Below are 15994 nucleotides of genomic sequence, written 5' to 3'. Positions count from 1 at the left end.
CGTGACGACCCCCGGATTCCGGCCCACGCACGTCGTCCCGCAGCACGGGATGCCGGCCTGGGAGGCCCCCGACCCGTCCCGGCCCACCGTCGACCTCGACCCCCTGCTGCCGGTGCAGCTGCTGGAACGCCAGGGCGACTGGGGGCACGTGCTGTGCTCCAACGGCTGGTCGGCCTGGGTCGACGGGCGCCGCCTGGTCGCCGTACCGCAGGACCCGCCCACCACCGACGGGCCACTGACCCGCACCGCCGACCCGCGTCCGCTGCTGGGCCGCGCGCAGGAGGCCCTCGCGCGGTACCGGTCGGCGGTCGAGGACCTCGCGGGCGGGCTCGACCTGGAGTCCTTCCGCGCCCGCACCCGCGGCACGCGCATCGGCGTGGTCGTCGACGGCGAGTCCGTCTGGCTGTACGACTCCGCGCACGGACGCTGGGTGTACGCCGACGGCACCCGGCTGACCACCTACGCCACGGACGACACGCCCCGGGCCGACCGTCCGGCCCAGGGCGGCCCCGCCCCGTCCCTGCCGCAGGCGGCGCCCGCCCACCCGCCGACCCGGCTGGTCGCCCCCGAACCGCCCCCGGCGCCGCAGGAGCCCCGCAGCCCTGCCGGGGCGTCCCCGCGTGGAAGCGACCCGCCACCGGAAGCCCCCGAACCGACCCGGGTCGTCGCGCCCGGGACGCCGGGGGGCGCACCGCCAACGGCCCCGGTCCCCACCCGGGTCGTCACCCCCCAGGACCCCGCGCCCGAACCGGCCGCCGGGTCCGAGCCGCCGCGGCCGGAGCGGCCCGCGTCCCCCGACGCCCCCGAGCCCACACGGGTCGTGGCGGGCGGCCCGCCCGGGCCCACCCGCGTCGTCCGCCCCGAGGACGCCGAGGAGGCCGCGGCGCCGGGCGGGCACCGGGAGACCGACGAGGCGGAGGAGACGCAGCCGCCGGCCGCGGCGCCCCCCACCCGGGCCGTCGGGTACGCGCCCACCCGTGTCGTCCCGCCCGAAGGTGACGGGCGGTGAACCGCGAGACCAGCCTCTTCTCGGGACGGCCCTCCGAACTGCTCGGACAGCAGATCGCGGGCTACCGGATCGAGCAGGAGATCGGGCGCGGCGGCATGGCCGTCGTCTACCGGGCCCGCGACCTGCGCCTGGAACGCACCGTCGCCCTGAAGCTGCTCGCCCCGGAACTCGCCCGCAACGACACCTTCCGCCGCCGGTTCACGCACGAGTCCCGGGCCGCGGCCGCGATCGACCATCCGCACATCGTCCCGGTCTTCGAGGCGGGCGAGACCGACGGCGTCCTCTACATCGCGATGCGGTACGTCGCCGGCAGCGACCTGCGGCACCTCCTGGACCGCGAGGGCCCGATGCCGCCCGCCACCGCCGTCCGCGTCGCCGCCCAGGTCGCCTCCGCGCTGGACGCCGCGCACGAGCACGGCCTGGTGCACCGGGACGTCAAGCCCGGCAACATCCTGGTCTCCCGCGGCACCGACAGCGACCACCCCGAGCACGTCTACCTCACGGACTTCGGCCTGACCAAGAAGTCGCTGTCCCTGACCGGCTTCACCACGGTCGGCCAGTTCGTGGGCACCCTGGACTACGTCGCCCCCGAGCAGATCTCCGGCAAGCCCGTCGACGCGCGCTGCGACGTCTACGGCTTCGCCTGCGTGGTCTACGAGATCCTCACCGGCCACCCGCCCTTCCTGCGCGACGACGACATGGCGCTGCTGTGGGCCCACCAGTACGACGAGCCGCCCCCGCTGACCGAGGCCCGGCCGGACCTCCCGGCGGGCGCCGACCCCGTCGTCGCCAAGGCCCTCGCCAAGAGCCCGGACGACCGCTACCCGTCCTGCCTGGCGTTCGTGACCGCGCTGCGGGCCGCCACCACCGGCGGCGCGGTCGGAGCCGTGCGGGCGTCGACCCGCGCCGAGCGGCAGGTGCCGGGTGCGGGGGAGGAGCTGCCCAAGCCGCCGCCGCGCTGGGCCGAGCCGGTGTTCGTGGAGCGCACACGCGGGCTGTAACGGGGGTGGCTCAGCCCTCGGTCGCGGGCCCTGCCTCGCCCCGCCGCCGCACGTGCCGCGCCAGCAGCGCCCCGGTGAACCCGGCCACCAACCCCCACAGCACGGCCAGACCCACCGCCCCCCACATCCGGGGCCGCAGGAACAGCCGTCCCGACAGACCGCCGCCGAGGTCGCCGATGCCGAGGACCGACAGGCCGAAGTGCGCCGAGATCCGCCCGACGAGGCAGATCATGAACACCGTCAGCGCGAGCGCGACCGCCATGTGCACGGCGTGCTGCCAGGCCCTGACCCGGGCCGGCGACCGCGCCGCCATCACGAACGCGGCGGCCAGCAGCAGCACGACGTCGGCGACCAGCAGCCACCACACCCGGCCGTCGTGCTCGGAGAGCGTGCGCAGATTCAGCTCCGCGACGTCCGGGGTGCGCAGCACCTCGTCCAGCACGTGCGGCATGGGCAGCCCGAACGGCCCCTCCACCTGCCCGTTCCAGGTGGCACCGAGGCCGATGGTCAGCCCCAGCCACATCAGGTTCGGCATGCCGAGCAGGATCACGGCGAAGGTCTCGGCCGCGTGCCCCCGCGTGGCCGCGACCACCAGCGCGATCACCACACCGGCGGCCACCCAGGCCAGCAGCATGGCGACCATCGCGTACGCGGCCGGGCGCACCGACGCCTGGAAGCGGAGCAGCCCGCCGGGCAGCGGGGCCCCGCGCGCGACCAGCAGGGCCAGCACCAGCACACCGGCGAGCCACACCACGCCGACGAACACCGACAAGGGGACGTCCGTGGTGAAGCCGACCTCGGGTGAGGCGCCGAACAGATCCCCCAGTGCGCCGAGCTCGTCGCCGAGGGAGATGTCGAAGGTGTGGCGGGCGGCGAGCGTCAGCCCGATCAGGGCGAGCAGCCACAGGGCGGCCACCCGCCCGGCCCAGCCGGCCAGTTCGGCGCTGCCCGCGACCGCGCGGTGCCGCAGGGGCCGCAGGAAACCCCAGGCGATGACGAGCGCCCCGGCGAGCGTGACCGACAGGGGGATCACGGTCAGGCCCGCCTGCGTGTCGGCGAGGTCCCCGGCGCTGCCGGAGAGCTCCACCGTGCCGCCCACGGCGGTGACCATGGTCGCCGCGACGACCGGCACGAACGCGCCGTCCGGCAGATCCGTGGCCCCGGCGGCCCACAGGCCGAGCGCGGCCACCACCGCCATCGCCAGCAGCCCGGCGAGGACCGTGACGAGGGCGTGTACCCAGCCGTGGGGGGCGGTCGCCCGGCCGGCGGAGGGCTCGGCCCGGTCGGAGGGGGAGCGCGAAGTCACGCTGTCACGCTAAGCAGCGCCCCGCCCGGACGCCCGCCGGAGAGGTCCGTCCGCGTCGGCTTGCGGGACCGGTGGGACTGGAGCACACAATGAAAGAAGAGTGCAAAGGCGGCACACCAGCACATGCCGGGCCGAGTGCCCCGACTGCGCGAAGGCCGCAGGCAATCACGCGGAAGAAGAGATCGTGAGCGTCGATCCGCCGTCGTCCGGCCGTCCCACAGGTCCTCCCTCGGGGCCCCTGTCGGGCCCCTCCCAGCCTCCGCCGGGCGGCGGGCCGCCGTCCGAACCGCCCACCGGGCGCGGTGGTGGCGAACCCCCGCAGCCCCGCCGGCCGTGGTGGGGTTCCGTACCCCGTGTCGCGATCGTCGCCACGGCCGTCGTGGCCGCCGTGATCCTGGCCGTCGTGCTGTCCCGGCCCGACGGCGGCAGCACGGGCGCCTCCGACGCCGGCACGAGCACCTCCAGCGGCGAGGTGTTCCTCGAACCCGCGGCGGACACCGGCCCGGACCCCTTCACCGACTCCACCGCGGACGAGAAGAGCTCGGCCTCGCCCGTACCGCCCACCCGGGCCAGCGAGTCGGCGGGGCCGAACACCCTCCCGGGGGTGAAGGGCGACGCACCCGGCCTGTACGGCGGCACCCGCAACGTCGCCGCCTGCGACGTGGAGAAGCAGATCACGTTCTTCGAGCAGGACCCGGACAAGGAGCGGGCGTTCGCCTCGGTCGTGCACAAGGAGCCGTCCGATGTGCCCGCCTACCTGCGCTCGCTCACCCCCGTGCAGCTGCGGATGGACACCCGCGTCACCAACCACGGCTACAACGGCGGCACCCCCACCACCTACCAGGCGGTGCTGCAGGCCGGCACGGCCGTCCTCGTCGACGACCGCGGAGTGCCCCGGGTGCGCTGCGCCTGCGGCAACCCGCTCGATCTCCCGGTTGCCCAGAAGAACGCCAAGACCACCGGCGAGGCGTGGCCGGGCTACTCGCCCTCCAGGCTCGTGGTGGTCAAGCCCGCACCGAAGCCGGTCGACGTCTTCGTGATGTGCGAACCCGACGGCCAGTGGTTCGAGCGGCACCAGGGCGACACCGGCAAGAAGGACCACAAGACCGAGAAGCCGGACGAGCCCACCCCGTCCACCGGCGTGACCACGCCCTCGTCACCCGGCGACACGACGTCCGACGGACCGTCGACCGGCGAACCGCCGAGTTCGGACGGCGGGACGACGTCGGAGCCGCCCAGCAGTGACGGACCGGCACCCCCGTCGTCGGAGCAGCAGTCCCCGCCGGACAGCGGCGGCTCGGGCTCGGACCCGGGAATCGGCTCGGACAGCGGCGGCGGTACGACCGAGCAGCCCCCCGCGTCCTGACGGCAGCCCTCGGGCCCGGGCCACCGGGCTCGAGGAGAGGGGTCAGCCGGCCCGGACCACCAGGGCGTAGTCGCCGAGTCCGAGCAGGCGGTCCGCCGGCAGCTCGCCCCGGGCGGTGACCACCGACTCCACCCGGCCGGTCTCCGGCTCGAAGGCGACGTCCTGCACCGTGCCGAGGGCGTCGCCCGTGTCGGTGAGGATCCTGAGGCCCTGGAGTTCGTGGTGGGGCGGCGTGGCGGCCGGGGCGGCGGTCGTGCGGACCAGGACGGCGTCCGGGCCGACCGCGTGCAGGGCGCCCCAGGGCAGCACGGTCTCCTTGCGGGAGTGCTTGCCGCCCACCCGGACGTGCGTCACCACGCCGGACACGGCGTCGACCGTGAGCGACTTCAGGACGCCGATCTCCTCGGCCTCCTCCAGGGTCAGCACGGGCAGCCCCCGGGCCTGCGAGAACAGCATCATGACGGTGCCCCCCGGTGCTCCTGCCGGAAGGCGCCGACCCGGGCGGTGAAGGCCGGCAGGTCGTCGGCGACGTACCGCGTGGCGTCCGCCGGTATGACCAGGGCCCGGCCGGACACGGCGAGCGTCTCGCCGCGCGGCACGTACACCCGCTGCCTCTTGCGCCGGGACCCCGGCACCAGCGCCTTGTCCGCGGCGATCCGGAAACCCACCACCCGGCCGCTGCCACCGCCCTCGACCACCACGTCGAGCACGGTGCCGACCTCCGCCCCTTCGTCGGTCAGCACCTTCGCGTGCAGGACCCGCCCCTGCTGGGCCTCGCGCCGTGCCACCACGACGGACGTGTCCTGCAGGGCGTGCGCGTCGCGGACCATGACGGCGTGCGGGCCGAGGGCGTGCACGGCCGACCAGGGCAGGCTCTGCTTCAGCGGGCCCGACAGCAGACCGCGTCCGCTCAGGGTGAAGCCGGTGATGCGGCCGGCCGCGGGGTCGAACACGGTGTCCTTGATCTGGGCCACCGCGTCGCCGCCCAGGGTGACCACGGGCAGGGTCGTCAGGCTCCGCGCGGCCAGCAGCTCGTTCATCGCACGCCCTTCCCGCCCGGCCGGCGGCGCACCGCGATGACCGTGCCCGACCGCCTGCCCGCCTGCACCGCGAGCGTCACCACGGCGAGGGCGGCGAGCGCCGCGATCACCACGACCAGCCATGTCCACCAGGCCACCGCGCACCTCCGGCGATCCGGTCCGGTCGCCCCTCGACCGGCCCCGGTGTCCTCCGGGTGCCCCGTCGAAGGGGGACAATGCCCGGGGTCTCACAAGGGCCGGAAATCGTGAGGACTGTGAAGGCCGACTCGGGGTACGAGCACTCTGCAGAGCGTCCGGCCAGTCCGGCTTCCCAGAAAGAAACGTATGATCGACCACCTGGACGGGGCAGTGATACCGACTGGTTTCGACGTGCCCGTGGAGCCGCTGCGGCGGGCCGCACACTACACAGGCGAGCAGGGCTGCATCGCCGAGGCGCGGTCCTTCGCCGCGCTCTTCCTCGAGCAGCTGCGGACCGAGTGGTGCGCAAGCGTCGACGAGCGGATCGACGGGGCGGTGCTGCTGGTCGTGAGCGAGCTGGTCACCAACGCCGACCGGCACAGCAACGGCCCCTACATCCTGGAGCTCACGGGCACGGACAACGCGGTGACGGTGTCGGTCTACGACAGCAGCTCCGCACTGCCGCGCATCTTCCCCCGCAACCCCGAGCGCATCGGCCGGCACGGCTTGGAGATCGTCCACGCCCTCGCGGAGCAGGTGACCGTGGAGCGGGTGCCGGTGGGCAAGCGGGTGCGTGCCGTGCTGCCGCTGACCGGCGCCACCGGAGCGTGAACCCCGCGGGGACGCGGATCCACCGACGGCGCGAGGCCCTGCGGGGACGTCACGTCACCGAGCCACTGCGGGTGGCCCGGCACACCACGAACATGGAGATGCATCGGAGCCGCCCGGACACCGGGCGGCTCTCAGTCGGTTGCGGACCCTCCGGTCTCCGCCGAATGCGGACGTGCCGGTGGTCGCCGGTCGCGGGCCCCCAGGCGAAGCCGGTTGCCGGGATCCGGGGCTCGCGCGGCCGAGGCGTGCGGACATGACCAGCGGGTGCCGCCCCCTCCCGCTCGGGGGACGGCACCCGCTGGTCCGGTCTCCGTGTCAGGCGCAGCCCAGCTCGCCCAGCATCCCCTCGCGCAGCCGCGTGATGATGCGCTTGATCAGCCGGGAGACGTGCATCTGCGAGCAGCCGAGCCGCTCACCGATCTCCGCCTGCGTGGCCTCCTCCACGAACCGCATGTGGATGATCTGCCGGTCGCGCTCGCTGAGTTCCGCCATCAGCGGGGCGAGCGAGTGGAAGTCCTCGACGAGGCGCAGGCCCTCCTCCTCGACGCCGAGGAAGTCGGCCAGGACGGCCTCGCCGCCCTCCGTGCCGTCCCCGGTGAGGGCGGCGTCCAGCGAGGACGAGTTGTACCCGTTCGCCGCGATCTGGCCCTCGACGACCTCCTTCTCGGAGATGTTCATCAAGGTGGCCAGCTCGGCGACCGTGGGCTCGCGGTCCAGGCGGCTGGCCAGCTCCTCACGCGCCTTGGCCAGCTCCACGCGCAGCTCCTGCAGACGCCGCGGGACGTGCACCGCCCACGTCGTGTCCCGGAAGAAGCGCTTGATCTCGCCGACGATGTACGGCAGCGCGAAGGAGGTGAACTCGACCTCGCGTGACAGCTCGAAGCGGTCGATCGCCTTGATCAGACCGATCATGCCGGTCTGGACGATGTCCTCCATGTCGTCGCCGCGGCCCCGGAACCGGCCCGCAGCGAACCGCACGAGCGACATGTTCATCTCGATGAGGGTGTTGCGCGCGTACTGGTACTCGTGCGTGCCCTCTTCGAGCTCCGTCAGGCGCCGGAAGAACTGGCGGGACAGCGCGCGGGCGTCCCGCGGGGCGACCGACCGCGGGTCCGCGAGACCCGGCAGTGTCCCGTCACCCGTGCCGACCTCGGCGTTCTCTGCGACGACCTCTGCCTTCGACCGGATCACGGCGGTCTCCATTACCTCTCCCGAACGTCGCGGCTGTGCTGTGCGTGGGTACTCCCGGGTTGCGGGTACCCGCTCACGCGTGCACCATGCCCACCAATTTTCCGGAATCCCGTTTCCCGCTGATTCCCCTCAGGGCGGAACGCCGGAGCCTTCCCCCGGCGGCCGGGATTCCTAGGCTGGGACGGTGAGCAACCGACCGCAGAACACCGCCCGCGTCGTCCCCCTGCGCCCGCCCGCCGGCCGCCCGGCGGCCCCGCCGCGCCAGGGGCCCCCGGCCCCCGCCGCGAAGGAGCCGCTCTGGCGTGACCTGGTGGGGGACGTCCTGCGCCGGGAGCGGCTCGCACAGGAGCGCACGCTGAAGGACGTCGCCGACGCGGCGCGCATCTCCATGCCGTACCTGTCGGAGGTGGAGCGCGGCCGCAAGGAGGCCTCCTCGGAGGTCCTCGCGGCCGCCGCCCAGGCCCTCGGCATGGGCCTGGGGGACCTGCTCGCCCGGGCCCAGGGCGAACTGGTGCGCGTCACTTCCCGCTACGCGGGCGGCGGCCGCCGCGGGGCGCAGGCGGCCTCCCACGACGGGATGTGCCTGGCCGCCTGAGCCGGGCCGGCCGGTGCCTCACACCGTCACGAGGCGCCGGCTGAGCACCTCGTCGGCCAGCCCGTACGCCACCGCCTCCGCAGCGGTGAACACCTTGTCGCGGTCCATGTCCGCCCGCAGCGTGGCCACGTCGTGGTGGGTGTGGCGCGCCAGCACCTCCTCCACCTGGCCGCGGATCCGCACCATCTCCTTGGCCTGGAGCGCCAGGTCGGAGACCATGCCGCGCTGCCCGCCCGAGGCCGGCTGGCCGAGCAGCACGCGCGCGTGCTCCAGCACGAACCGCCGGCCCGGGTCGCCGCCGGCGAGCAGCACGGCGGCGGTGGAGGCCGCCTGCCCGACACAGCACGTGGAGATCGGCGCCCGCACGTAGGACATGGTGTCGTAGATGGCCATCAGCGAGGTGAACGAGCCGCCGGGGGAGTTGATGTACACCGAGATCTCGCTCTCCGGCGCCGACGACTCCAGGTGCAGCAGCTGGGCGATGACGACGTTGGCCACGCCGTCGTCGATCTCGGTCCCCAAAAAGACGATCCGCTCGTTGAGCAGCCGGCTGAAGACGTCGAAGGACCGCTCGCCCTGCGGGGTCCGCTCGACGACGTTCGGAATGGTGTAGCTCCCCATCACTGCAGCCCCATCCTGCGTCGCGTCGTGGCCGGGCGGACGTCGGCGAGGGAGTGGACGACCCGGTCCACCATGCCGTACTCCCTGGCCTCCTCGGCCGTGAACCAGCGGTCCCGGTCGCCGTCCCGGGAGATGGTCTCCGGGCTCTGGCCGGTGTGCTCGGCGGTGATCCGCTCGATGGTGCGCTTGGTGAACTCCAGGTTCTCCGCCTGGATCTCGATGTCGGCGGTGGTGCCCCCGATGCCCGCGGAGGGCTGGTGCATCATGATCCGCGCGTGGGGCAGGGCGTAGCGCTTGCCCGGCGTGCCGACGCTCAGCAGGAACTGGCCCATGCTGGCGGCGAAGCCCATCGCCAGGGTGGCGACGTCGTTCGGGACGAGCCGCATCGTGTCGTAGATGGCGAGCCCCGCGTGCACCGAACCGCCGGGGCTGTTGATGTACAGGCTGATGTCGGTGCGCGGGTCCTCGGCGGACAGGATCAGCAACTGGGCGCAGACCCGGTTGGCGGAGACCTCGTCGACCTGGGTGCCGAGCAGCACGATGCGCTGCGTGAGCAACTGGGCGGCCAGATGGTCGTCGAAGCGGGTGGGAGGGGTGTCCCCCTCCTCCGCCCGCGGGGCGAGGGTCGTGAGTGGAGTCATCGGTTCTCCTCGTCGTGGCGAGAGGGCCGCGGATCTGCCGCGGACGTGCCGTCGGGTCCACTGTCGGCGCCGCGGGCCGCTCGCAGGCCGTTCCTCTGCCCTGGGCAGATCCGCTGCCGGCAGATCCGCCCGGAACCGGCGATGAGTTTCGCGGCCGGGACCGGTCGACATGGGTGACAGCGACGAACGCCCCCGGGAGGAACCCATGGCATCCGACGGCTTCACCACGTGTCTCTGGTTCGACGGCCGCGCCGAGGAGGCCGCGCACTTCTACGTGTCGGTCTTCAAGAACTCCGCCATCGGCGAGGTGGCCCGCTACCCCGAGGGGGCGCCGCAGCCGGCCGGCGGTGTCATGACCGTCGAGTTCACGGCCAACGGCCAGCGGTTCCTCGCACTCGACGGCGGACCGCAGTTCACCTTCAACGAGTCGGTCTCCTTCATGATCTTCTGCGAGAACCAGGAGGAGATCGACCACTACTGGAGCAGGCTCACCGCCGACGGCGGCGAGCCGGGCCCCTGCGGCTGGCTCAAGGACCGCTTCGGGGTGTCGTGGCAGGTCGTCCCGGACCGGCTCCAGGCGATGATCACCGACCCGGACCCGGCGAAGGCGGCCCGGGTCACCCAGGCGTTCATGGCGATGGGCAAGTTCGACCTCGCCGCGCTGGACCGGGCGTACGCCGGCGAGTGACGCGGCGACCCGGGGCGGGACCGGCTCCGCACGGGGAGCCGCCACCGCGCCGCTACGCCGGCTCGGCCAGGATCTCCCGGATCACGTGGCGGGAGTTCGCGGCGACCGGCGGGTTGGTGTCCCAGTAGTAGGGCAGCGCGATCACCGCGATCGACAGGGCCCAGCCCCTGCCCCGCGCCCACTCGGCCCCGCCGGCGCCCACCGCCGCGCGGAAGACGGCGCGGGCCCGGGCGGGCAGCACGCACCAGGCGCTGATGAGGTCCACGGCCGGATCACCCACCCCGACCGTGCCGAAGTCGATCACGGCGCTCAGCCGATCGTCCCTGACCAGCAGGTTCCCGGCCATCAGGTCGCCGTGGGCCCAGACCGGCGGCCCGGTGTGCGGCGGGGCGCCCAGGGCCTCCTCCCACCGGGCCGCGACCGCACCGGTGTCGACCCGGCCGGCCAGCCGGTCCAGTGCCGCGCGCACCTCGGCGTCCCGGGCCGCCAGCGGCACACCCCGGCCGGGCGGACCGCCCGAGGCGTCGACGCGGCGCAGGGCCGTGACGTAGGCCGCGAGGTCCTCCGCGAGCAGCTCCGGCCGCTCCAGCCGCCCCGGCTCGGGGTTGCGGCCCTCCAGCCAGCCGTAGACCGACCAGGGCCACGGGAAGTCCTCGTCCGGCTCCCCCTCGCCCAGGGGTTCGGGCGAGGCGGCGGGCAGTCCGGGGCCCAGCCGCGGCAGCCAGCGCAGTTCGTGCGTGATCGCGCCGACGGCCCGCGGATGCCGGGGGAGCCGCACGACCTTGTCGGTGCCGAGGCGGAACATCGCGTTCTCGGTGCCGGAGGACGACAGGCGCCGCAGCGGCAGCTTTGCCCACCGGGGGAACCGCCGGGCGATCAGCCGGCCGACGAGCGCGGTGTCGATGTCCCGTTCGTCCTCGTGCATGCGTGGGGCGCCCATGGCGCACCATTGCAGCGGCCGGGCCGCGTCGTGTCGAACGGATTTCCGTGATCGCCCGGGCGCTGCGCAGGATGCCGGGAACTCCGGCCGTCGGGACGGTCCACGCGGCCATGGCATGATCGGGCCATGCGTGAACGTGTGGTGGCCGCGTGCGACGGCGCTTCGAAGGGAAACCCCGGACCCGCCGGCTGGGCCTGGGTCGTCGCCGACGCCTCCGAGGCGCCGCAGCGGTGGGAGGCGGGGCCGCTCGGCAGGGCGACCAACAACGTCGCCGAACTGACGGCGCTCGAACGCCTCCTGGCGGCGACCGACCCGGCCGTGCCGCTGGAGATCCGCATGGACTCGCAGTACGCCATGAAGGCCGTGACGACCTGGCTGCCCGGCTGGAAGCGCAACGGCTGGAAGACCGCCGCCGGCAAGCCCGTCGCCAACCAGGAACTCGTCGTCCGCATCGACGAGCTCCTCGACGGCCGCTCGGTCGAGTTCCGCTACGTCCCCGCCCACCAGGTGGACGGCGACCGGCTCAACGACTTCGCCGACCGCGCGGCCAGCCAGGCCGCCACCGTCCAGGAGCCGGCGGGCAGCGGCCTCGGCTCGCCCGAGCCGCCGCCCTCCCCGGACACCCCGGCCAGGGCGCCGCGCCCCCGGGGCGGTTCGTCCCGCCAGGGCAGGGCCTCCGCGGGGAAGGGATCCGCCGCGAAGAGCGGGTCCTCGCGCACCCTCAAGGCCAAGTTCCCCGGCCGCTGCCAGTGCGGCCGCCCGTACGCGGCCGGGGAGCAGATCGCCAGGAACGACAGTGGCTGGGGCCACCCGGAGTGCCGGGCGGGCGCCGGCGTCTGATCAGACGTCGAAGGTGTAGTGCCGCGTGTGGTCCAGCAGGTCCGCCGGGCTCGTGTCGTGCCACGGCCGCATCGTCTCGTTCAGGTCGACGACGTTCGGCGTACCCGAGACCGGCAGGTACCCGGAGCCGGGGTGCCGGCGCTGCCAGTCGGCCCACAGCTTGTCTATGTACGCGTGGTGCAGCCAGAACACCGGGTCGTTGGGGGAGGCCCCGGTGGCCATGTGGCCGCCGACCCACACATGGACCCGGTTGTGCAGGTTGACCCCGCGCCACCCTTCCAGGTGGTTGCGGAAGCCGTCCGAACCGCTGTTCCAGGGCGCCATGTCGTAGGTGGGCATCGCCAGCACCGACTCGACCTCGGCGCGGGTCGGCAGCTCGCGCACCCCGGCGCCGAGCGTGCGCCGCAGGAACGTGCGGCCGTCGACGCGCACGTTGATCGGCCAGTTGCCGCCCGACGCGGAGAACGGCCCGTCCGTCACCCGGCCGTCCCGCTCCCGGCCGGTGCCCCCGAGGAAGTCGGGCGCCCACAGCGAGGCGCGCGGAGTGCGGTCGACGGTCCAGTCCCAGTAGGGCAGGGACACCGACGCGTCCACCGACTGCAGGGCCCGCTCGAACTCCAGCAGGAATCTTCGGTGCCAGGGCAGGAACGACGGTGAACGGTGGCCCGTCCGCTCGCCGTTGTCGGTGTCGGAGACGATGAACGCGTTGTGCGTCGTGACGAACTCGTCGTAGCGGCCGCTGCGCTTCAACTCGATCAGCGCGGCGACGAAACGCCGCTTCTCGTCGGGGGTCAGGGCGGACTGGTTCTTGCGGACTGCCATGTGCGGGTGCTCCAGGTGCCGTGGGGGGTGGGTCAGTTGGCGGGGAAGGGCAGCAGCGGCGCGCCCTGCAGTTCGTCCACCGCGGCCCGGGCGGCGGCGCGCGGCGTCGGCACCGGGGCGTAGTGGCTCACGACGCTGATCCAGCTGCCGTCGGCGTTGCGCATCACGTGCAGCTCCACGCCGTCCACGAACACCGCGTAGCCGGCGCCGTGGTGGTGGTGCCCGGACCCGCCGCCCGGACGGCCCTGTATCCGGCGGCCCTTGTAGACCTCGTCGAAGGCGCCGGGGTCGGCGTGGTGCCCGGCGGCCTGCGCCGGCCCGGCGGCCGGCAGGGTCGCCGCCGCCGTGACGGTGGCGAGGGCGGCCGCGGCGGTGAGCGCGCGGCGACGGCTGAGTTCCGGCATGCGGATCTCCTTGATCGGTTCGGCTGCTGACCCCGCATGCCTACCGGGCGGTGCGCGAGCGGGAGAAATCCCCCCGAGCCGGTTGGCTGCGATCCGGGCAATTCCCCTTATGTCCTGCAAGATTGGACGAAGATGATCTTGCCGCGGAGGGGAGCGGCCCCGTGTGCGGAAGGGGAAATTCCACCCGCTGCGGGTGCCGTGCCGGATGTTTCTCCCCGCCTTCCGGGCGGTGCGTGGCGCGCGTCACGCCGTCAACCTGGCGCGATCCGGCCGCCCGGCCACCGCCTCCCCCTGCTGCTACCCTGCGTCCGCAATCGACAGCTCTCAGTGATCCCAGGGGTGTGTGTGAAGGTCGCCTGCGTCGGTGGCGGGCCCGCCGGCCTGTATCTCTCGATCCTGCTCAAGCGGCAGGACCCGTCCCACGACATCACCGTCCACGAACGCGACCCGGAGGGCTCCACCTATGGCTGGGGCGTGACCTACTGGCGCGGCCTGCTCGACCGCCTCCACGCGGAGGACCCCGAGTCGGCGCGGGCCCTGGACGCCGGCTCCGTCCGCTGGCGCGACGGCGTCGCCCACGTCGGCGACCTGACGACCCGGCACCGCGGCGACGAGGGCCACGGCATCGGCCGCCACCGCCTGCTGGAGGTCCTCGCGGCCCGTGCCCGCGCACTCGGCGTCCGGCTGGAGTACGCCCGCGAGGTCACGGCCGCCGACCTGCCCGCCGACGCCGACCTGGTCGTGGCGGCCGACGGCGTCCGCAGCACGCTGCGCGAACGGCATGCCGCGCACTTCGGCACCCGGCTCACGGCCGGGCGCAACCACTACGTCTGGCTCGGCACCACCAAGGTCTTCGACGCCTTCACCTTCGCCTTCGTCGACACCGGGCACGGCTGGATCTGGTGCTACGGGTACGGGTACGGCGCCGACCGCAGCACCTGCGTCATCGAGTGCGCTCCCGAGACCTGGACCGGCCTCGGCCTGGACCGGGCGAGCGAGGCCGACGGGCGGGCCCTGCTGGAGAGGCTCTTCGCCACCGTCCTGGACGGCCACCCCCTGCTCGGCCGGCCCGGCGGCAGCCCGTGGCAGACCTTCCGCACCCTGACCAACCGCACCTGGCACCACGGCAACCTCGTCCTGCTCGGCGACGCCGCCCACACCACCCACTACTCGATCGGCGCCGGCACCACCCTCGCCCTGGAGGACGCGATCGCCCTGGCCACCGCGCTGCGCGAGCACACCGCCCTGCCCCGGGCGCTGGCCCGCTACGAAGCCGAACGCAAGGCGGCCCTGCTCCCGGTGCAGAGCGCCGCACGCTACAGCGCCCAGTGGTACGAGAACCTCCCGCGCTACATCCACCTGCCGCCGGAGCGCATGTTCGCCCTGCTGGGCCAGCGCCACTCGCCCCTGCTGCCGCACGTCCCCCCGCAGGTCTACTACCGGCTCGACCGGGCGGCCGGACAGCTGGAGCCGCTGCGGCGCTTCAAGCGCTGGCTGGGGCCGAAGGTGGCCCGCACCGTGCACGCCCGGACGCTCACCACCCGCGACTGACGCCCCGCCCCACGGACCCGGGCCGGGCGAGGCGGCCCGGGTGGGCGGTCCGGACCACTCCGTCTCCGCGCCCGGCGGGGACAGGTGACAGACTGACGCCCATGGACGAGCGCACATTCGACAGGTCGGGCCGGCACGCCTCCGTGATCGGTCTCGGCACATGGCAGCTGGGTGCCGACTGGGGAGACGTCGACGACAAGGAAGCCCTCGCCGTGCTGGAGGCGGCGGCCGAGGCCGGGGTGACCTTCTTCGACACCGCCGACGTGTACGGCGACGGCCGCAGCGAGCAGACCATCGCCGCGTTCCTCAGCGGACGCCCGGACCTGCACGTCATGGTGGCCACCAAGATGGGCCGCCGGGTCGAGCAGATCCCCGAGAACTACGTCCTCGACAACTTCCGCGCCTGGAACGACCGTTCGCGCCGCAACCTCGGCGTCGACCGGATCGACCTGGTGCAGCTGCACTGCCCGCCGACACCCGTCTACTCCACGGACGAGGTGTTCGACGCCCTCGACACCCTGGTCGAGGAGGAGCGGATCGCCTCCTACGGCGTCAGCGTGGAGACCTGCGCCGAGGCGCTGACCGCCATCGCGCGGCCGAACGTGTCCAGCGTGCAGATCATCCTCAACCCGTTCCGGATGAAACCCCTGCGCGAGGTGCTTCCCGCCGCCCGTGCGGCGGGCGTCGGCATCATCGCCCGGGTCCCGCTGGCCTCCGGACTGCTGTCGGGCAAGTACACCGAGGAGACCGTCTTCCCGGAGAACGACCACCGCGCCTACAACCGGCACGGCGAGGCCTTCGACGTGGGCGAGACCTTCTCCGGCGTCGACTACACGACCGGTGTCCAGGCCGCCGCCGAGTTCTCCGCGCTCGCCCCCGAGGGGTACACCCCGGCCCAGCTGGCCCTGCGCTGGATCGTCGAGCAGCCCGGCGTCACGAGCGTCATCCCCGGCGCCCGCTCACCCGAGCAGGCCCGTGCCAACGCCGCCGCGGCCCGGCTGCCGGAACTGCCCGCCGCGACGCTGGACGCGATCCGGGACCTGTACGACCGGCGCATCAAGGACCAGGTCGAACACCGCTGGTAGCGCCGACGGGGCGGGGGGGGGGCCCCGGGGGGGCCCCCCCCCCCCCCCCCCCCCCCGCCCCCGCCCCGGGGGCGGGGCGCGCCACGCCCCGGGCGGGGCGCGGGG

At 74.0% G+C, this 15994-nt stretch carries 19 protein-coding genes; 9 read left to right on the top strand and 10 right to left on the bottom strand.

Features of this window, described 5'->3' with window-relative positions; genetic code table 11:
- The first annotated feature begins 1 nt into the window (after window position 1).
- Both ACH4C6_RS11190 and ACH4C6_RS11185 read left to right on the top strand, forming a co-directional pair.
- On the top strand, window positions 2–1009 hold the full coding sequence (locus tag ACH4C6_RS11190; RefSeq protein ID WP_398108295.1) for a hypothetical protein: 1008 nt from the start codon (window positions 2–4) through the stop codon (window positions 1007–1009).
- Window positions 1006–2010: a serine/threonine-protein kinase gene (locus tag ACH4C6_RS11185; protein WP_398108294.1), complete on the top strand. Its 1005-nt coding sequence runs from the start codon at window positions 1006–1008 to the stop codon at window positions 2008–2010. The genes ACH4C6_RS11190 and ACH4C6_RS11185 overlap by 4 nt, the downstream gene beginning before the upstream one ends.
- A 10-nt stretch (window positions 2011–2020) precedes the next feature.
- Here the strand turns inward: ACH4C6_RS11185 and ACH4C6_RS11180 are convergent, their stop codons facing one another.
- Window positions 2021–3316: a streptophobe family protein gene (locus ACH4C6_RS11180; protein WP_398108293.1), complete on the bottom strand. Its 1296-nt coding sequence runs from the start codon at window positions 3314–3316 to the stop codon at window positions 2021–2023.
- 184 nt (window positions 3317–3500) lie between these two features.
- Between ACH4C6_RS11180 and ACH4C6_RS11175 the strand changes: the two genes are divergently transcribed.
- On the top strand, window positions 3501–4682 hold the full coding sequence (locus ACH4C6_RS11175; protein ID WP_398108292.1) for a DUF6777 domain-containing protein: 1182 nt from the start codon (window positions 3501–3503) through the stop codon (window positions 4680–4682).
- Between the two features lie 42 nt (window positions 4683–4724).
- Here the strand turns inward: ACH4C6_RS11175 and ACH4C6_RS11170 are convergent, their stop codons facing one another.
- Genes ACH4C6_RS11170 through ACH4C6_RS11160 form a run of 3 tightly spaced genes read right to left on the bottom strand, consistent with a single transcriptional unit; the run spans window position 4725 to window position 5859 of the window.
- Window positions 4725–5141: a PRC-barrel domain-containing protein gene (locus ACH4C6_RS11170; RefSeq protein WP_398108291.1), complete on the bottom strand. Its 417-nt coding sequence runs from the start codon at window positions 5139–5141 to the stop codon at window positions 4725–4727.
- Entirely contained in the window at window positions 5138–5722 is a 585-nt protein-coding gene (locus tag ACH4C6_RS11165) for a PRC-barrel domain-containing protein (protein ID WP_398108290.1), read from the bottom strand. The genes ACH4C6_RS11170 and ACH4C6_RS11165 overlap by 4 nt, the downstream gene beginning before the upstream one ends.
- Window positions 5719–5859, bottom strand: a complete 141-nt coding sequence (locus ACH4C6_RS11160; protein ID WP_398108289.1) for a hypothetical protein — start codon at window positions 5857–5859, stop codon at window positions 5719–5721. The genes ACH4C6_RS11165 and ACH4C6_RS11160 overlap by 4 nt, the downstream gene beginning before the upstream one ends.
- Window positions 5860–6046: 187 nt before the next feature.
- Here ACH4C6_RS11160 and ACH4C6_RS11155 point away from each other — a divergent pair, with 187 nt between their 5' ends.
- Window positions 6047–6511, top strand: coding sequence for an ATP-binding protein (locus ACH4C6_RS11155; RefSeq protein WP_398108288.1), 465 nt, complete (start codon window positions 6047–6049; stop codon window positions 6509–6511).
- A 315-nt stretch (window positions 6512–6826) separates the two neighbouring features.
- On the opposite strand, the gene ACH4C6_RS11150 is transcribed toward ACH4C6_RS11155, so the two are convergent.
- Window positions 6827–7714, bottom strand: coding sequence for an RNA polymerase sigma factor SigF (locus tag ACH4C6_RS11150; RefSeq protein WP_398108287.1), 888 nt, complete (start codon window positions 7712–7714; stop codon window positions 6827–6829).
- A 172-nt stretch (window positions 7715–7886) separates the two neighbouring features.
- Here ACH4C6_RS11150 and ACH4C6_RS11145 point away from each other — a divergent pair, with 172 nt between their 5' ends.
- On the top strand, window positions 7887–8297 hold the full coding sequence (locus ACH4C6_RS11145; RefSeq protein WP_398108286.1) for a helix-turn-helix domain-containing protein: 411 nt from the start codon (window positions 7887–7889) through the stop codon (window positions 8295–8297).
- An 18-nt stretch (window positions 8298–8315) separates the two neighbouring features.
- On the opposite strand, the gene ACH4C6_RS11140 is transcribed toward ACH4C6_RS11145, so the two are convergent.
- Together ACH4C6_RS11140 and ACH4C6_RS11135 are read right to left on the bottom strand one after the other, a co-directional pair.
- Complete coding sequence (locus ACH4C6_RS11140; RefSeq protein WP_398108285.1) at window positions 8316–8918, bottom strand: ClpP family protease; 603 nt, start codon at window positions 8916–8918, stop codon at window positions 8316–8318.
- A complete protein-coding gene (locus ACH4C6_RS11135) occupies window positions 8918–9559 on the bottom strand; it encodes an ATP-dependent Clp protease proteolytic subunit (protein ID WP_398108284.1) in 642 nt (213 codons plus the stop codon). Before ACH4C6_RS11135 ends, ACH4C6_RS11140 begins: the two co-directional genes overlap by 1 nt.
- A 205-nt stretch (window positions 9560–9764) precedes the next feature.
- On the opposite strand from ACH4C6_RS11135, the gene ACH4C6_RS11130 reads away from it, so the two are divergent.
- Window positions 9765–10247 carry a VOC family protein gene (locus tag ACH4C6_RS11130; protein WP_398108283.1) on the top strand — a complete coding sequence of 161 codons (483 nt, stop codon included), beginning with the start codon at window positions 9765–9767 and terminating at the stop codon, window positions 10245–10247.
- Between the two features lie 52 nt (window positions 10248–10299).
- On the opposite strand, the gene ACH4C6_RS11125 is transcribed toward ACH4C6_RS11130, so the two are convergent.
- Window positions 10300–11187: an aminoglycoside phosphotransferase family protein gene (locus ACH4C6_RS11125; RefSeq protein ID WP_398108282.1), complete on the bottom strand. Its 888-nt coding sequence runs from the start codon at window positions 11185–11187 to the stop codon at window positions 10300–10302.
- Between the two features lie 126 nt (window positions 11188–11313).
- On the opposite strand from ACH4C6_RS11125, the gene ACH4C6_RS11120 reads away from it, so the two are divergent.
- Entirely contained in the window at window positions 11314–12027 is a 714-nt protein-coding gene (locus tag ACH4C6_RS11120; RefSeq protein ID WP_398108281.1) for a ribonuclease H, read from the top strand.
- Here the strand turns inward: ACH4C6_RS11120 and ACH4C6_RS11115 are convergent, their stop codons facing one another.
- Together ACH4C6_RS11115 and ACH4C6_RS11110 are read right to left on the bottom strand one after the other, a co-directional pair.
- Complete coding sequence (locus ACH4C6_RS11115) at window positions 12028–12849, bottom strand: tyrosinase family protein (protein WP_398108280.1); 822 nt, start codon at window positions 12847–12849, stop codon at window positions 12028–12030.
- Between the two features lie 32 nt (window positions 12850–12881).
- On the bottom strand, window positions 12882–13253 hold the full coding sequence (locus ACH4C6_RS11110; protein WP_398108279.1) for a tyrosinase cofactor: 372 nt from the start codon (window positions 13251–13253) through the stop codon (window positions 12882–12884).
- A 339-nt stretch (window positions 13254–13592) separates the two neighbouring features.
- Here ACH4C6_RS11110 and ACH4C6_RS11105 point away from each other — a divergent pair, with 339 nt between their 5' ends.
- Window positions 13593–14804, top strand: a complete 1212-nt coding sequence (locus tag ACH4C6_RS11105; protein WP_398108278.1) for an FAD-dependent monooxygenase — start codon at window positions 13593–13595, stop codon at window positions 14802–14804.
- Window positions 14805–14905: 101 nt separating this feature from the next.
- Window positions 14906–15889, top strand: a complete 984-nt coding sequence (locus ACH4C6_RS11100) for an aldo/keto reductase (protein WP_398108277.1) — start codon at window positions 14906–14908, stop codon at window positions 15887–15889.
- Window positions 15890–15994 lie beyond the last annotated feature (105 nt).

This window comes from Streptomyces sp. NPDC017943, assembly GCF_044328425.1.
GTDB classification, from domain to species: Bacteria; Actinomycetota; Actinomycetes; order Streptomycetales; family Streptomycetaceae; genus Streptomyces; species Streptomyces djakartensis_A.
This window is presented reverse-complemented; position numbering and strand designations above follow the sequence as displayed.

Coding starts and splice junctions, on each gene's coding strand:
- ACH4C6_RS11100 (WP_398108277.1), top strand. CDS start 14,906: ATGGACGAGCGCACATTCGACAGGTCGGGCCGGCACGCCTCCGTGATC.
- ACH4C6_RS11150 (WP_398108287.1), bottom strand. CDS start 7,714: ATGGAGACCGCCGTGATCCGGTCGAAGGCAGAGGTCGTCGCAGAGAAC.
- ACH4C6_RS11170 (WP_398108291.1), bottom strand. CDS start 5,141: ATGATGCTGTTCTCGCAGGCCCGGGGGCTGCCCGTGCTGACCCTGGAG.
- ACH4C6_RS11120 (WP_398108281.1), top strand. CDS start 11,314: ATGCGTGAACGTGTGGTGGCCGCGTGCGACGGCGCTTCGAAGGGAAAC.
- ACH4C6_RS11165 (WP_398108290.1), bottom strand. CDS start 5,722: ATGAACGAGCTGCTGGCCGCGCGGAGCCTGACGACCCTGCCCGTGGTC.
- ACH4C6_RS11110 (WP_398108279.1), bottom strand. CDS start 13,253: ATGCCGGAACTCAGCCGTCGCCGCGCGCTCACCGCCGCGGCCGCCCTC.
- ACH4C6_RS11115 (WP_398108280.1), bottom strand. CDS start 12,849: ATGGCAGTCCGCAAGAACCAGTCCGCCCTGACCCCCGACGAGAAGCGG.
- ACH4C6_RS11155 (WP_398108288.1), top strand. CDS start 6,047: ATGATCGACCACCTGGACGGGGCAGTGATACCGACTGGTTTCGACGTG.
- ACH4C6_RS11130 (WP_398108283.1), top strand. CDS start 9,765: ATGGCATCCGACGGCTTCACCACGTGTCTCTGGTTCGACGGCCGCGCC.
- ACH4C6_RS11135 (WP_398108284.1), bottom strand. CDS start 9,559: ATGACTCCACTCACGACCCTCGCCCCGCGGGCGGAGGAGGGGGACACC.
- ACH4C6_RS11140 (WP_398108285.1), bottom strand. CDS start 8,918: ATGGGGAGCTACACCATTCCGAACGTCGTCGAGCGGACCCCGCAGGGC.
- ACH4C6_RS11125 (WP_398108282.1), bottom strand. CDS start 11,187: ATGGGCGCCCCACGCATGCACGAGGACGAACGGGACATCGACACCGCG.